Source organism: Maribacter taeanensis (assembly GCF_047345145.1).
GTDB lineage: Bacteria > Bacteroidota > Bacteroidia > Flavobacteriales > Flavobacteriaceae > Maribacter_C.
The window spans coordinates 193362-208232 of record NZ_JBLFER010000001.1; the positions used below are offsets into that span (position 1 = coordinate 193362).

14 protein-coding genes are annotated in these 14871 nt (G+C 38.5%); 6 read left to right on the top strand and 8 right to left on the bottom strand.

Annotated elements, in window-relative coordinates; translation table 11 throughout:
• Positions 1–52: 52 nt before the first annotated feature.
• The 4 genes from ACKWCD_RS00750 to ACKWCD_RS00765 are packed head-to-tail and all read right to left on the bottom strand — an operon-like array spanning position 53 to position 4705.
• Positions 53–844 (bottom strand): LytTR family DNA-binding domain-containing protein, encoded by a 792-nt coding sequence (locus ACKWCD_RS00750; RefSeq protein ID WP_413982006.1) that lies wholly within the window; start codon positions 842–844, stop codon positions 53–55.
• 30 nt (positions 845–874) lie between these two features.
• Positions 875–1915, bottom strand: a complete 1041-nt coding sequence (locus ACKWCD_RS00755; protein WP_413982007.1) for a bestrophin family protein — start codon at positions 1913–1915, stop codon at positions 875–877.
• 3 nt (positions 1916–1918) lie between these two features.
• On the bottom strand, positions 1919–3109 hold the full coding sequence (gene fabV / locus ACKWCD_RS00760; RefSeq protein ID WP_413982008.1) for an enoyl-ACP reductase FabV: 1191 nt from the start codon (positions 3107–3109) through the stop codon (positions 1919–1921).
• Positions 3110–3133: 24 nt separating this feature from the next.
• Entirely contained in the window at positions 3134–4705 is a 1572-nt protein-coding gene (locus ACKWCD_RS00765) for a M81 family metallopeptidase (RefSeq protein WP_413982009.1), read from the bottom strand.
• A gap of 101 nt (positions 4706–4806) precedes the next feature.
• Between ACKWCD_RS00765 and nudK the strand changes: the two genes are divergently transcribed.
• Both nudK and ACKWCD_RS00775 read left to right on the top strand, forming a co-directional pair.
• On the top strand, positions 4807–5391 hold the full coding sequence (nudK, locus tag ACKWCD_RS00770) for a GDP-mannose pyrophosphatase NudK (RefSeq protein WP_413982010.1): 585 nt from the start codon (positions 4807–4809) through the stop codon (positions 5389–5391).
• Positions 5392–5412: 21 nt separating this feature from the next.
• Positions 5413–5916, top strand: coding sequence for a peptide-methionine (S)-S-oxide reductase (locus tag ACKWCD_RS00775; protein ID WP_413982011.1), 504 nt, complete (start codon positions 5413–5415; stop codon positions 5914–5916).
• Here ACKWCD_RS00775 and ACKWCD_RS00780 read toward each other — a convergent pair.
• Entirely contained in the window at positions 5913–7178 is a 1266-nt protein-coding gene (locus tag ACKWCD_RS00780) for a D-alanyl-D-alanine carboxypeptidase/D-alanyl-D-alanine-endopeptidase (protein ID WP_413982012.1), read from the bottom strand. The two genes, ACKWCD_RS00775 and ACKWCD_RS00780, sit on opposite strands and share 4 nt — an antisense overlap.
• A gap of 165 nt (positions 7179–7343) precedes the next feature.
• On the opposite strand from ACKWCD_RS00780, the gene ACKWCD_RS00785 reads away from it, so the two are divergent.
• Positions 7344–7541 (top strand): hypothetical protein, encoded by a 198-nt coding sequence (locus tag ACKWCD_RS00785; protein ID WP_413982013.1) that lies wholly within the window; start codon positions 7344–7346, stop codon positions 7539–7541.
• A gap of 29 nt (positions 7542–7570) precedes the next feature.
• Here the strand turns inward: ACKWCD_RS00785 and ACKWCD_RS00790 are convergent, their stop codons facing one another.
• The gene (locus ACKWCD_RS00790; RefSeq protein ID WP_413982014.1) at positions 7571–8512 is read right to left on the bottom strand and encodes a LysR substrate-binding domain-containing protein; all 942 of its coding nucleotides are present in this window, start codon (positions 8510–8512) and stop codon (positions 7571–7573) included.
• 126 nt (positions 8513–8638) lie between these two features.
• Positions 8639–9058, bottom strand: coding sequence for a DUF2141 domain-containing protein (locus ACKWCD_RS00795; RefSeq protein WP_413982015.1), 420 nt, complete (start codon positions 9056–9058; stop codon positions 8639–8641).
• Between the two features lie 316 nt (positions 9059–9374).
• On the opposite strand from ACKWCD_RS00795, the gene ACKWCD_RS00800 reads away from it, so the two are divergent.
• Positions 9375–11537 carry a TonB-dependent receptor gene (locus ACKWCD_RS00800; protein ID WP_413982016.1) on the top strand — a complete coding sequence of 721 codons (2163 nt, stop codon included), beginning with the start codon at positions 9375–9377 and terminating at the stop codon, positions 11535–11537.
• A gap of 115 nt (positions 11538–11652) precedes the next feature.
• Here the strand turns inward: ACKWCD_RS00800 and ACKWCD_RS00805 are convergent, their stop codons facing one another.
• Positions 11653–12258: a carboxymuconolactone decarboxylase family protein gene (locus ACKWCD_RS00805; RefSeq protein WP_413982017.1), complete on the bottom strand. Its 606-nt coding sequence runs from the start codon at positions 12256–12258 to the stop codon at positions 11653–11655.
• Positions 12259–12372: 114 nt separating this feature from the next.
• Between ACKWCD_RS00805 and ACKWCD_RS00810 the strand changes: the two genes are divergently transcribed.
• Together ACKWCD_RS00810 and ACKWCD_RS00815 are read left to right on the top strand one after the other, a co-directional pair.
• A complete protein-coding gene (locus tag ACKWCD_RS00810) occupies positions 12373–13266 on the top strand; it encodes an AAA family ATPase (RefSeq protein ID WP_413982018.1) in 894 nt (297 codons plus the stop codon).
• Between the two features lie 257 nt (positions 13267–13523).
• Positions 13524–14696, top strand: a complete 1173-nt coding sequence (locus tag ACKWCD_RS00815) for a vWA domain-containing protein (RefSeq protein WP_413982019.1) — start codon at positions 13524–13526, stop codon at positions 14694–14696.
• Positions 14697–14871: the final 175 nt, after the last annotated feature.

Here is a 14871-nt window from a genome sequence, read left to right on the forward strand (position 1 = left end):
GTTTTTTGATTTAGGTCAAAAATAGAAACATAGCTTTGTATACTAATCCATTCTATAGGGTTTGGGGCGAATCGTTAGGTTTTAGGGGCGAATCTTCTAATGCTAAAATGTCTTTTTTATAAGTCTTAGAAATTGGGATTTCCATTTGAGTTAAAAGTAAGGTGTTGGAATTCTTCCATGCTATAAAATGTAATGGATTGATAAGGTGAGAGCGGTGTACTTTTATCAAACTAGGTTCTTGTGGTTGTATCTCTTTCAGTGTAATTCGTAATAGCTTTTTTCTTAAAACATCATTTTCTAAAAAAGATACTTCTACATAATTGTCAGCGCTGGAAATACAGACTAAATCTTTTAGACGGATATTCAGTACATCTAATTTATTGGCTCCTCTGAGCACAATTTTGCTATAGCTTTCACCCATTGCCTTCCTGCTCAACCACCAACGTAAAAAGAGGAGGATGGGAAGAATGATAAAAAATATGGGGTAGTATACTTGAAATGTAAACTTTGAGAAACTATAATCACCGTTGATGATATCTGTTTTGTAGTAGGCGAAACTGCCTAGAAGTAAGATAACACTAAAAAGGAGGATGAAGATAATTTCGTAGAGAAGATTCCATTGGTTTTTCTTCTTGAAAAACCAATTTTGTATAAGAACTAAAAGCATATATCCCACAAATGTGATGAATCCGTAAGGAGGTAGGATTTGAAGCCTGATTGGAAAGGAGAGTTCCGACGTGTCGAAAGGCGCAATAAGTACTTGAAATAGATAGAGCCAAACAGCTATAACGACGGCAACAATAATATGATGTTTATAGGAGGTGTTCAGATTTAGATTCCTCATAAAAGCATTTGTTTCGTTCAGAAGAATAAATTACATCAAGACACCATTTTTAGCCTTAATTGGCGCGGGCAAATCAGTTTCTCCAAGCATTTCACGCAAATCGATTTCAATGGTTCTGCAGAGGGAGAGCATAGGAATATCGTTTCCTAGTCCTTCGAATGGGTTTTCGGAATAGTCACCCACCAATTCCATCATGACATATACCCAGCCTACTAGGACTGTAAAGGGAATAGATAGCCAAACCCCAAATTCCCCGAGCTTTGCAAATTCGGAAACCATCCCTAAGGGTAGCAGAAAAATAAAGATTCCAACGAAAACCAAACTCATACTGCCATACTGTCTCGGCAAGGGAAATTTTTTAATGCGTTCACATTGTCCTTGAAAAGTGTAGAAGTCATTGAGTAATTTTTGCATTTCCATATGGCGAAAATCATCGATAATATCCTCCTCCCGTAGTTGTTTCAAATCTTGACTTTGTTGGTCTATAATTTGAGTTGCTGTGTTTTTATAATTGATAAGTCTTTCATATTCATCATGAGGCAGGAATTTTTTAAGTTCCAATTCGCTCACTTCATCACCTAACAAGCCTACGCCAAAATCTTTCATTCGTTTTTCTATCATGCGCTTAAAGTGTCTGCCCTGATTAACATGTTCCCAAGATGTAGGTATCAATAATTGACTACGTAATGCATATAGCCAACCTATATGGCGGTAAATAAGTTTTTTTCGATAAGTGTTTAATTCAGTTTCACTGCGTTTTTCCGAACGAAACTGATTGCTTAGAAAAGCCTTTGAACTAGCACCCCACGAGCGGCTACCATTTATGATAGCACCCCAGATTTTACGTGCCTCCCACAAACGGTCATAAGCACTATTGTTTTTGAAACCGACATAAAATGCTACTGCTGTACCAATTACAGATAAGGGTAGCCAAGGAATCACTAACCACGCCTTTAAAGAAGTATACTGATAAACAAGAGCCACAAGTGCTGCCCAAAGCGAAATCCATATGATATGCACTCCACTGAATCTTAATATTGACTTTAGGCCGAAGTTCTTTTTTACATACATAGGTTATTCCTTTAATCCGGGAATCGCTACTATTTCATTCGTGTCTTTGAGATAATCAACACCTTCAACATGGAAACCGAACAGATTGAAAAAGTCCGTTCTATAACCTTCTAAATCTCCTATTGCAGAAAGATTTTCAGTAGTGGCTTCTTGCCATAGTTTTGCTACTTGTTCTTGCACGTCAGCTCTCATTTCCCAATCGTCGATACGTATTCTTCCTTTGTCATCTGTTGGAACAACATCCAAAAACAAACGCTCTTTGTAAAGTCGATGTATTTGCTCAATACATCCTTCGTGAATACCTTCTTTCTTCATGATTTTATAGAGCAAAGAAATGTACAGGGGAATCACAGGAATAGCAGAACTAGATTGCGTTACGAGCGCTTTATTAACTGAAATATAGGCCTTTCCATTGATTGACTTCAAGGAATCAGTGATGGTAAAAGCCGTTTCTTCCAAGTGGTCTTTTGCCATACCGATGGTTCCTTTTCTGTAAACCGGTTCGGTTAGTTTTGGGCCGATGTAGGAATAGGCAACTGTTTTAAAATTTTCGGAAAGTAAATCTGCTTTCTGCAAAGCGTTAATCCATAGTTGCCAGTCTTCACCGCCCATAACGGTCACGGTATTTGAAATATCATCACCTTCGGCGGGAGCAATCGTAATATCTTTTACTTCCCCTGTGTGAAAATCTACCGTTTTATTCGTGTATGAGCTCCCAATGGGTTTTAAAGTCGATTTATAACGAACTCCAGTTTCTGGATGTGTGCGAACAGGCGAAGCTAAACTATAGACTACCATGTCTATTTTGCCTAAGTCTGCTTTAATTAGCTCTAAAGTTTTTTCTTTGATTTCATTTGAAAAGGCATCGCCGTTAATGCTTTTAGCATAAAGCCCTTCTTTATGTGCTTCCGTTTCAAAGGCTGCGGTATTGTACCAGCCTGTTGATGCTGTTCTTCCTTCTGAAGGTGGTTTTTCAAAAAACACCCCGATAGTTGACGCATTGGATCCAAAAGCACTTGTTATCCTTGATGCCAGACCGAAGCCGGTTGAAGCACCGATTACCAATACTTTTTTAGGACCTTCATTTTGGCCTTTCGATTTTATATATCCGATTTGTGCTTTTACATTTTCTGCGCAACCCATTGGATGTGCTGTTGTGCATATAAACCCGCGGGTTCTAGGTTCTATAATCATATACTATTCTATTACTTTTTATTTTTATTTAAGAGCATTTGATGCTCTTAGTAATCTTGCTTTCAAATCAGGACTTTCCATATCGGCATCCAATGGAAACATTGGTCTTTTGATATTCTTGTACCCCAAACGTTCTAAATCTTGGTCTACACCTCCTGGAGTTAATGCCATAATCCATCCTTTTCTCATATCGTAGAGCTCTGGAACTAAATACCCTATTTTGACTACTAAGATATCTGATTCACGGGGATTCAATCCTAAATCTGTAAAGTCTTTTTCTTGATGGTAAGGTTTCCGCTTTTTAGTCACGATAACATTGATACTTCCAATTTTTACTACTACTTCAATTTCAGCGTCTCGGTCACCTTCTTTAATTGCTGTAACTGTTCCTGTTAGTTTAATGGGAGGGGCATAACGATTGTCTACCATAGCTCCTGCCAGAGCAGAAACTTCTCCTCCAATACCTACTTTCAAAGCTTCATCAATCAATTCCGGACCGGGAATGGAAGCATAAATCAAAGATGATCCGTTTTCAGATTTAAACTCGGGTCTAGCTAATAGTTGTTGCAAAGTCCAAGTGACATCACCGGCACCACCCGCTGTAGGGTTATCCCCCATATCGCTGATAATAAATGGATGTTCTTTATGTGTTATCGCCATTTTTAAGCTTTCGTTCAATGTGGCAACAGGAGCTACAAATTCAAATTCATTTCGAACATCCCAAAAAGCATTGGCCAACTTTTCAGCTCCTGTAGTAACTTGTTTCTCGTCATCTCCTGTGACCATAACGACAGCATGGTTACGAGCTTCATCAGCCCACGCATAACCAATCCATATGGCCGCATCGATTACACCTTCCTGATTTTCAACGGACGGTATTTGAGCGTAGAGGCTTTTACCCGGTTCAATACGTGTACTTGTTTTTTCTCCTGGTAAAAGTATGGGAACGGGAATCCATGCTTTGTACTTTGGTTTTCCTTTTCCACTTTCCAAACGGTCTAATAAATTTGTAATCGCTCTTGCTTTTGATTCCAAGGCATCTTCATGGGGTGCCATACGGTAACAGGTGATTAAATCTGAGTGCTCAGCCAAACGCTTCGATACATTGCCATGCAAATCCATAGAAGTAGAAACCAAGACTTCTGTGCCGATAACCTCCCGAATGCGTTTGATTAAATCGCCTTCAGCATCTTCTAATCCCACAACGCTCATCGCACCATGTATGTCAAAAAACAATCCGTCATAGGGACCATTTTCTTTAAGCATATTTAAAGTCTTGGACACCATGGATTCATATGCTTCTCGATTAACGATTCCGCCAGGTAAGGACTTTCCCAATAAAGTAGGAACCCAATCAGCACGTTTTCTAATCTCAGTACTGTCAGCAAAAAAAGGATAGCGTTTGAAAATGGAATCACCAATTCTTGCATGAAATGCTTCCTCATGGGTTTGAGCAGGGGAGAAGGTACTTGATTCTATGCCAATTCCTGCAATGGCAATGCGAGGAAGGTCTTTCTTTACTAGCTCATCATGAGTTTTTTCCTTACAACTGAGAACTAGAATGATAAGAAGTAAAACAACAACTGAATTTTTCATAGAAACAAGTAGATTAGTCCGTACGGATTTATGAATATAGAGATTTTTACAAATAATTTGCATTAGTAGTATCTTTAAAGCGCTTTTAAATCTCAACTATATTGAAAAACGGAAAAATAAGAAACATTGAAAAAATCCTCTTGTCTGACAATTGGTATACCTTGAATAAGTACAAATTCGATTATCAAAAAGAAGACGGTACCTGGGAAACCCAGGAACGTGAAGCTTATGATAGAGGTAATGGGGCAGCTATTTTGTTGTACAACAAAGAGAAAGGAACTGTTGTGTTGACAAGACAGTTTCGAATGCCAACCTATGTCAATGGTAATGAAGATGGGATGATGATTGAAGCTTGTGCAGGACTGCTTGACGGAGACAATCCTGAAGATTGTATTCGCAAGGAAACAGAAGAGGAAACGGGTTATCGTATCGATAACGTTGAAAAAGTGATTGAGACCTATATGAGTCCGGGTTCGGTAACTGAAATATTGTACTTGTTTATTGGCCAATATGAGGATGAGATGAAAGTAGGCGAAGGTGGAGGTTCAGAACATGAGACCGAAAACATAGAAGTATTGGAATATCCTTTTGAAACAGCAATACAAATGATGAAAACTGGTGAAATACGGGATTCAAAAACCATTATGCTACTTCAATATGCCCAAATTCATGGGATAGTTTCTTGAGAAAATTGCGACTATACCTTCATGGAATCATTGCATAAAATAGCCTTAGGCGGAGGCTGCCATTGGTGTACCGAGGCTGTTTTTCAATCTCTGAAAGGAGTTGATAAAGTAGAGCAAGGTTTTGTGGCCTCTGAGAAGGAGAGTTCTAGCTTTTCTGAAGCTGTAATTGTCCATTTTGATAGCAGTAAAATTTCCTTGAGAGATATAATCGCTATTCATTTACATACCCATAAAAGTACTTCCGAGCATTCGATGCGTAGCAAATATCGTTCGGCGATTTATGTTTTCAGTGAAAAGGATGAGCTACTTACAGTTAAAATTTTATCAGATTTGCAAGAGGACTTTGAAAGGAATCTAATTACGCAAGTACTTACCTTTAAGGCATTTAAGCTTTCCGATGAAATGTTTCACAACTATTACTATTCAAATAAGCAAAAGCCTTTTTGTGAAACCTATATCAATCCGAAATTGAAGTTGCTTTTAAATTGCTTTTCTGAACTTGTAGACTCGAAGAAGCTTGTTTAATAGTTATCTCGAATATCCTCAAAAATCTGCTCCATTCGCTTTTTTACTTCGGATGAAGGTTGTCTGAAATGATTATTCATAAAGCTGAAAATTAATGTTCTACCTGATTTTGTTATTAGATATCCACTAATGTTATGATTGTTACCAACGCTTCCTGTTTTGGCAAAGAGGTACGGTTTTGGATTTCCAGGATACCAGTCCTTTAAAGTTCCTTCACCTCCGACAGGAAAAAAACTAAATAAACGTTCCCTCGGAATATCCTGATACATTTTACTTAAAACATGAACCATAGACTCTGGGGTGAAGAGATTGTATCTTGAAAGTCCCGAACCATCAACCCATCTGGGTTGCTGTTTTAAATCGGCCAGTTCATTTTCTATGATGTATTCCCTAACTCGAGAACTACTCAATGTGTCTGAAAGTGTTGAAGAGCATACCAGCAGCAGCTGTTCCGCTAAAAAATTGTCGCTTTCTATCATCATACGTCTATATACAGAATCAACGGGAACACTATAGGCAACCTCTTTTTCTCCTTCAGGCATTTTCTCAACGATTTTTACATCCTTGCTAAGAAGCCTTCCAAGTAATTTTTTAGTTAGTGAAGTATCGGTTTTAAAGGGAACTTCTAAAGTGTCTTTTCGTGAAAGTCCATAGTAGAATGTATTCTTTTGCAATTCCCTATTTCGGTTGAAATTAATGCGAATAACACTGTCCTGAAAGTAGGCGGGAGTTACTTGCATAGGGCTAGAGGACGATATTGTTGTAACATTACCATGTAAGGGCAAAGGTCCCTTTTCAGGTTGAAAATAGTACTGGTAGTCTTCCCAGGCCCAACCTGGACCAAATTTTTCATCTTGAAAATTGTTGAGGTGGATTAATATGTTATCATATTTTTTTAAAAAATCGAGGATTTTATTATGTTCAAAATAAGAATGTAAAAGCGTAGGATCACCCGTGCCCTCTATGTAAAGTGTATCATTTTGATGGATATATTTTAAAGCAGGAATGCTGTCTGATACTAGTTTTAGGCCAGTAAACAAAGTGAAGATTTTCGTATTGCTTGCAGGAGTAAAGTACTTTTTATCGTTAAAATTTAGCAATGTGTCCTTATTTTCAGAATCTACCACTAAAAATCCTGTAAATTGATTCTCATATAAACTTGAGTTTAAAAGCTTTTGGCTGTTCTTTTTGATTCTATTTTTTGTGGTTGAACAGCCTATGAATAAGGATGAAAATAGGAAGTATAGTATGATTTTTTTCATTTGGCTTAGCGTAAATTGAATAGGCGATTCAAAAGATGTATCTCTCGTTAACATGAAATTATCGAATTTTTAACAAAAATGCAGCAATAACATATATACTTTTCTGTTTAACTTTAGGACGTCGAGACGCCCAAAGAACTACTAATTAATTAAACATTTTGAAATATGGCTAGAGCAATGCTTGAGTACACGAAAACAGTACTCAAAAAAGTGAGCTTCGATACGAAGCTTTTTTGCAAAGAACTTAAAAAAGCAATTTCAAACTTACTCCCCGAAGAAATTGAGGAACTCAAACTCTGGATACAGCAGTTCGTAACTGATAAACCAGAATTACAAGAAAGTCTAATTTATTTAAAAGCATAACCTAAAACCCAGCCATTTGGCTGGGTTTTTTAGTTCTTATTTATAGGGCTAATTATCTTCACATCTTGAAAGGCAATAGCGCCTCTTACAATGCCTGAAATAACGTCACGCAAAGCTTCGGTAATTTGAATCTTCAATTCGCTTTTGTGATAAATTAAACTGACCTCTCTCGCTGGCGAAGGGTTGTTGAAATACTTTAAATTTTTCTTTTTGACATCATCCAATTCTAAAGTATTTAAATAGGGGAGCAGGGTCATACCCATATCTTCGTCAGCCAAGTTTACTAAAGTTTCAAAACTTCCACTCTGTAGTTGAAAATGTTCTTTTGACAAGTCTTTTGGAGCCTTGCAAAGGTTTATCACGCCATCTCTAAAACAATGTCCGTCTTGCAAAAGCAACACATCAGAAACGTCCAAATCTTCAGGTTTTAAACTCTCATAGGCACCCAGCCTATGATTTCTAGGTACATAACCAACAAAGGGCTCATAATATAAAGGGCGCTCTTTGATGAATTCGATTTCAAGCGGTGTTGCTGCAATGGCAGCATCAATATGACCATCTTGAATATTACGAATTAGACTTTCTGTACTTTGCTCTTTAATAATCAGATTCACCTTCGGATATTTTTTGATAAATGTCTTAAGAAACATAGGTAGTAAAGTCGGCATTACTGTAGGGATAATTCCCAAAATGAAATCTCCTCCAATAAAACCTTTATCCTGATCTACGATATCTGTAATTCTTGAAGCCTCATTGACAATATTTTTGGCTTGAGCTACTATTTTATCACCTACTTCAGTTATCCCGATAGGTTTTTTACTTCTGTCGAATATAAGAACATCCAATTCATCTTCTAGCTTTTGTACCTGCATGCTTAGGGTAGGCTGGGTTACGAAACTTTTCTGAGCTGCCAGGGTGAAATTGCGATATTCAGCAACAGCTAAAACATATTGTAATTGGGTGATGGTCATTGCGATAGTTTTAATGCATAAAAATACAAAAAACCATAAGATTAACTTATAGTTTTAACTTAACTTTTTAAAGCAAAAAAGCTCACCTTGCGGCAAGCTTTTACTTTTTTGATTGATGAATTTGTTCTAGAAGCGAATTCTGATTTCTTGGTCTTCGTCAGTAACTTCAAATTTTGAAGTTTCAAAGCTTGGAGGGCCGAACATATTCATTTCTCCTGAAGTGCCATAGTTTTCCTTTGGCATACCGTTCGCTTCGTAGTCCATCTGCTTGTTGTCGTTTGCGTCGTGCATAACCATTATGGCGAAAGGACCTGGTTCAACGTTTTCAAAAGTTAAAGTTACTTCTCCAGCTTTCGCCGGAGCTTCGGCAGTTAAGATGCCATTGCTTTTCATGAAGGTATCTGCAGTATGCAACCCAGCGAGAATAGTACCTCCCTCAGTCAGTACATTTTCAACAGTTACAGTTACTGTCACTCCTTTTTTGTCTTGTGCAATTCCTGTGAAACCGATAAGTAATGCTCCGATAATAAATCCTAGTTTTTTCATGATAAGTAAGTTTTAATGTCATTCCTGCGCTTGGGCTGAACTTGTTTCAGTAAAGGCAGGAATCTGTTGATTAATAGTTTAATTCGTTACTGATGATCCAAAGATGCAATGCTCTTCTCGACTTTTTAAATGCATATTACTGAGTTGTCGAATTTTGTAGCTGAATTGTAATTTGATTATTCGACTGCAATTCAGTCCTGAAAAATTACAGTTCGGTCATTCAGTTTTTTCTTGGCTATTTATAGTTCTCATTTTTGCTTCATCAAACAAATCAAACGGACCCTGAAATGAATTTAGGGTTGCTAACGCAACAGTCATGAGAAAACCAATCTTAACAATCACATTCTTATTTTACTCCTTAATAATACTCGCCCAGACCACCATTTCCGGAACAATTACCGATGGAAAAGACAATCCCATAGAAGGAGCAAACATCTATTTGGAAGGTACCTATGATGGAGCGTCCTCTGATGAAAATGGAAAATTTAGTTTTGAAACTTCGGAAACAGGAACTCAGAACCTTATTGTTTCTATGATTTCATTTGATACTTATATGCAAGCGGGAGATGTTTCCTATTTAAAGGATTTGAATATTAAACTACTGGCAGCTATAAATCAACTGACAGGAGTAACCCTAACTGCTGGAAGCTTTCAGGCGGGAGATAATTCCAAAGTATCTGTTCTAAAACCATTAGATATTGTAACCACGGCGGGAGCAGCTGGCGATGTGGTAGGGGCCCTGCAAACCTTACCGGGTACATCTAATATCAGCGAAGACGGTCGACTATTTGTGCGCGGTGGCGGTGGCGGGGAGACGCAGGTCTTTGTCGACGGACTCCGTGTTTTTCAATTTTTTAATGCTACTCCAAATAATATTCCTACCCGAGGTCGTTTATCGCCTTTTCTTTTTAAGGGGATTACATTTAGTACCGGTGGCTATTCCGCAGAATACGGGCAAGCACTCTCTAGCGTACTTCTTTTAAATACCACCGATGAGCCAGACCAAGAAAAAACCGATATCGGGGTACTTTCGGTAGGTGCCAGTTTGGGCCGTACAGAGATATGGGGTAATAAATCCCTAAGTTTCAACGCACAATATACTAATCTAGCACCCTACTATTGGATAATCCCTAACGAGCAGGGTGCCAGATGGAACAAACCTTTCGAATCCATTGCTGGGGAGGCGGTTTTTAGAAGCAAGACCAAAAAAGGAATGTTCAAATTTTATACCGGTTTCAATCAAGCTAAGGTTGATGTTGACCAAGAGGATATCAATTTCGAGGATTTCGTGAATTTTAAATTAAAGAACAGTAACCTCTACGTCAATAGTACATACAAGCATTTTTTTGATAAGGAATGGACAATGACGGCAGGTGCCAGTATTTCTTCCGATAGAAATGATATCGGTTTTGGAGAGAATGATATCAATGGCAATGAAACTGCAGGACATATAAAAGTTAAAGTCAAGAAGAATTTTAGTAGCCGATTTCAATTGAATATTGGTGCGGAACACTTTATTTCGGACTATGAAGAGACATTTGCTACTCCTGACGGATTCGGTTTGGATTCCGGATTTAATGATAACCTTAGTGCTGGTTTTGTCGAAGCGGATATTTTTTTAAGCAACAAATTTGCGATGAAACTTGGTGTACGGGGAGAGTATTCCAGTTTTTTGGAGGACGCCAATATCGCTCCAAGAATTGCTCTGGCTTATAAAACCAGTGATAAGGGGCAGTTCTCTTTGGCTTATGGAGATTTCTATCAAAATCCGTTGAGTGAATCCCTAAAGTTCGACCAGAGCTTGAATTTTGAAAAGACTTCACACTATATTTTCAACTATCAATACTTGTCGGATAGAAAAACTTTACGTGCAGAGGCTTTCTATAAGGATTATGACCAACTTGTAAAATTCGATACCCAAATGCCGCAAGTAAATTCCCAGTTCAACAACCTAGGAGGTGGTTACGCTACGGGTATAGATATCTTCTGGAAGGATAATAAAAGCATCAAAAATCTAGATTATTGGGCATCCTATTCCTACCTCGATACAGAACGTGATTTCCGGGATTTCCCAGAGCGGGCCACGCCTAATTTTGCCCCCACACATAGTCTTTCCTTGGTGACCAAATATTGGGTTGAAGATTGGCGGTCACAGGTCGGAATCTCCTATAATTATGGTTCGGGTAGGCCTTACGACAACCCGAATACACCAGAGTTCTTAGCGGAAAAAACGAGGTCTCTCAACAGCTTGAACGTGAATTGGGCCTATTTGATAGCCCCACAAAAAATACTGTTTTTCTCCGTGAGTAATGTAACTGGGTTTCGCAATGTCAACGGCTATCAATATGCCAATACTCCAAATATGGATGGGATTTTTGAACGCCGCGCTATTCGTCCGACTGCTGATGCTTTCTTCGTGGTAGGTTTCTTTTGGACTATCAGCGATGATAAGAGTAGCAATCAGTTGGATAATTTGTAAGGTTTTTTAAACGCAAAGGGCGCAAGGGTTTCGCAAGGTTCGCTAAGAATTTTTGACGGCTATAAACTCTTTGCGTCCTTTGCGCTTTTTCTTTGCGAACCTTGCGTTTAAACAATTAAGAGTGCCCCCAATTATCGGGGTCATCATTTTGGTTGGGGGAGAGTCCTAAAATATCTCCCTTTGTACTAGCACCCAATCCAATGACACTTCGATTCACATAGTTGAAATAACTGACGACTTGATTGATTTCCAGTATTTCGCCTTCGGTGAATCCTGATTTTTTGAGTGCGGCAAAGTCTTCTTCAATGATACTTTGAACATTCATTGTTAGCTTTTTAGCATAGGCGGCTCCATCGTTGTGTTTTACATCAAAGAAGGAATCTAGAGCGTCATTCTTGACAGCTTCCAAAAATTGATTTGATTTTGCATCATCATTAAGAAGACGTTGTAGTCCAGCAAAATGGTGGTCCAAGCAATACTCACAGTTGTTGAGGTGGCTTACATAACATCCAAGAGCTTCTAGATACCATTTAGGCAAAGTGTTTCCGGAATGATGCAATACAGCTTTATACAAGACCATATGCCCCTCAAGCGTATGTGGACGAAGACTGTGAATTTTCAAAACATTATCCACATTGTTATCAGGACCTTTTACTCTCTTGTAGAGGCTTTTTAGTTTGCCTTCGGCTTTATCGAAATCGATTGTTTTTATCCAACTCATTTATTAAGATTTACTAGTAATTATATCCTAAGGAAATATACCAATTTAGAATCCAAAACTTGTCACAGCAATTGAATTTAGGTATCTTAATCCCTTAGCATTAATTTATAGTATATGAAGAGTGAAGAACTTTCCCAAATCAAAAAAATGCTACAAGAGCAAGGCTATATTGATGATGGGGCTATTGCTATGTCTATATTTCTAGCCATGAAGTTGGAGAAACCTTTGTTGGTTGAAGGTCCCGCTGGAGTAGGGAAAACGGAGATAACCAAAGTAATGGCAAAGGCACTGCAAACAGAATTAATCCGTCTGCAATGTTATGAGGGATTGGATAGCACCCATGCTTTGTACGAATGGAATTACCAGCACCAATTACTCTATCTTAAGATGCAGGAGAGTAAAGAACAAGATGTCAAAGCCCTAGAAGAAACGATTTTCTCTGATAAGTTTCTTTTGAAAAGACCAGTTTTGAATGCGATTACACATCCAGATAAAACGGTCTTGCTGATTGATGAAATTGATAGGGCGGATGAAGAGTTTGAAAGTTTTTTGTTGGAAGTACTTTCCGATTGGCAAGTAACCATTCCGGAAATAGGAACCATAAAAGCAACCAACAAACCTCAAATTATCCTAACAGGAAATCGAACCAGAGAACTTTCCGAAGCCCTTCGAAGAAGATGCTTGTATCTATGGATTGACTACCCAACTTTTGAAAAGGAGTTGGCGATTGTGAAGTCCAAGGTCCCAGAAATCGACCAAAAATTAGGCGTTCAAATCTGTTCTTTCATGAAGGAATTACGAGAAATGAAACTCGAAAAGACTCCAGGTATTTCTGAAACTATTGATTGGGCTAGAGCACTGGCTGGCATGCACTTAACACATTTAGATAAACAAATAGTTGAAGACACTTTAGGTGTTGTTCTGAAAGACTGGCAAGATATGCGACATACGGTGGATTCACTTTCAGAGTTGTTAGAGCGGACTGGGGTTACTTCTCGGATTGGGTGATGCTCTGTGCGGGTAATTTAAACGCAAGGTTTGCAAAGTTGAAAAGCGCAAGGGGGGCGCAAAGAAATAGTAATGGAATCGAAAAAGTCTTTACCCCGACCCTAAAGGGAGGACTTTTTCTTACTTGCCATAAGGTTAGCCATTTTTCAATCCCTTTAGGGCATGGGTAAATGAAAAATGGCGGCTCAAAAGGCTTTGCAAAATGGAAACTAAATTTAAAAACTCTTGCGCCCCTTGCGTTTAGATAAAGTAAAGATATGCCAGCAACCGTAGCACATCAAACCGAACTCTCCGCAAACGTAGTTTTGCTCTGTCGTTTTCTGCGCAAAAAGAGTTTCAATTTGACCGCTACGGAAGAGGCCGATGCGCTAACAGCAATTTCTTACCTACCAATTAATTCGGAAGACTATTTCCGGGAAGCACTGCGTTCAGTTTTAACGAAGAGCCAATTCCAACAGTCCAAGTTCAATGAATACTATTACGAATTCAAAGACCAACTAAAAAAAGCAACGGATTCCAAAGTCAAAGAACTTCCTGAAGAAAAAGAAAAACCTGAAAAGAAAACCAAAGCTGCACAATTCGATGCTTTAAAAAATTGGTTGAATTTAAGTCCCTCCGAAGAAGAAAAAGAAATTGCTGCTTTTAGTGATTTAGAAGTGCTTACACGAAAGGACTTCCTCGATTTAAGTGAAGATGAAATGCGATTGATGATGCGGGTTTTGCAAAAACTGGCGCGTAAGATGGCGCATCAAAAAAGTAGGCTTCGAAAGAAATCGAAAAGAAGGCAACAACTGGACTTAAAACAAACCATCCGTCAGAACATGCGCAAAGGAGGAGAGATTCAGCAATTGGTTTTTTCCGAAAAGAAAAACCGAAAACTAAAGCTGGTACTCCTATGTGACGTAAGCCGTTCTATGGATTTATACAGTCGCTTTTTTATCCACCTTATATATGCCTTTCAAAATGCCTATGACAAAATAGAGACGCTTGTCTTTAGTACGGCCTTGCATAAGGTTAGTGAAATATTAGATAATAATGAGTTTGATAAAGCTTTCCGAACCATTTCAGAGCGCGTTCCTCATTGGTCTGGTGGTACGACGATAGGCTCATGCCTTCAAGACTTTACCCAAAACTATGGTCATGGTATGCTCGATAAGAAAACCATCGTCTTGATTTTATCCGATGGATGGGATACCGGCGAGCCCGAGGTCATGAAAGAGGCCATGAAGACTATCTATAAAAAATCGAAAAAAGTAATTTGGTTGAATCCCTTGGCGGGAAGTCCCGATTTTTCACCTGAGGCTATCGGTATGAAAACAGCGCTTCCCTATATAGATGTTCTCGCATCCGCACATAATTTGGAAAGCCTAAAACAGGTTTTGCAGCAACTCCGAAGGAAACGGAATTTGCTGAACAGGCAACTTTGCTAGCCTTCCCTTATGAAGTAATTAAGCAAATTCCCAATTAATTGAGAAATTGTCAAAATTCTTCTCAAAATAATTGTAATAAACCAACTCTTCTTTTTATCTTGATAGACCAGTATGGTCAAATGACTTCCACTGTCATTTCGAGCGGAGTCGAGAACAAACAACGGACAGTTTTGAA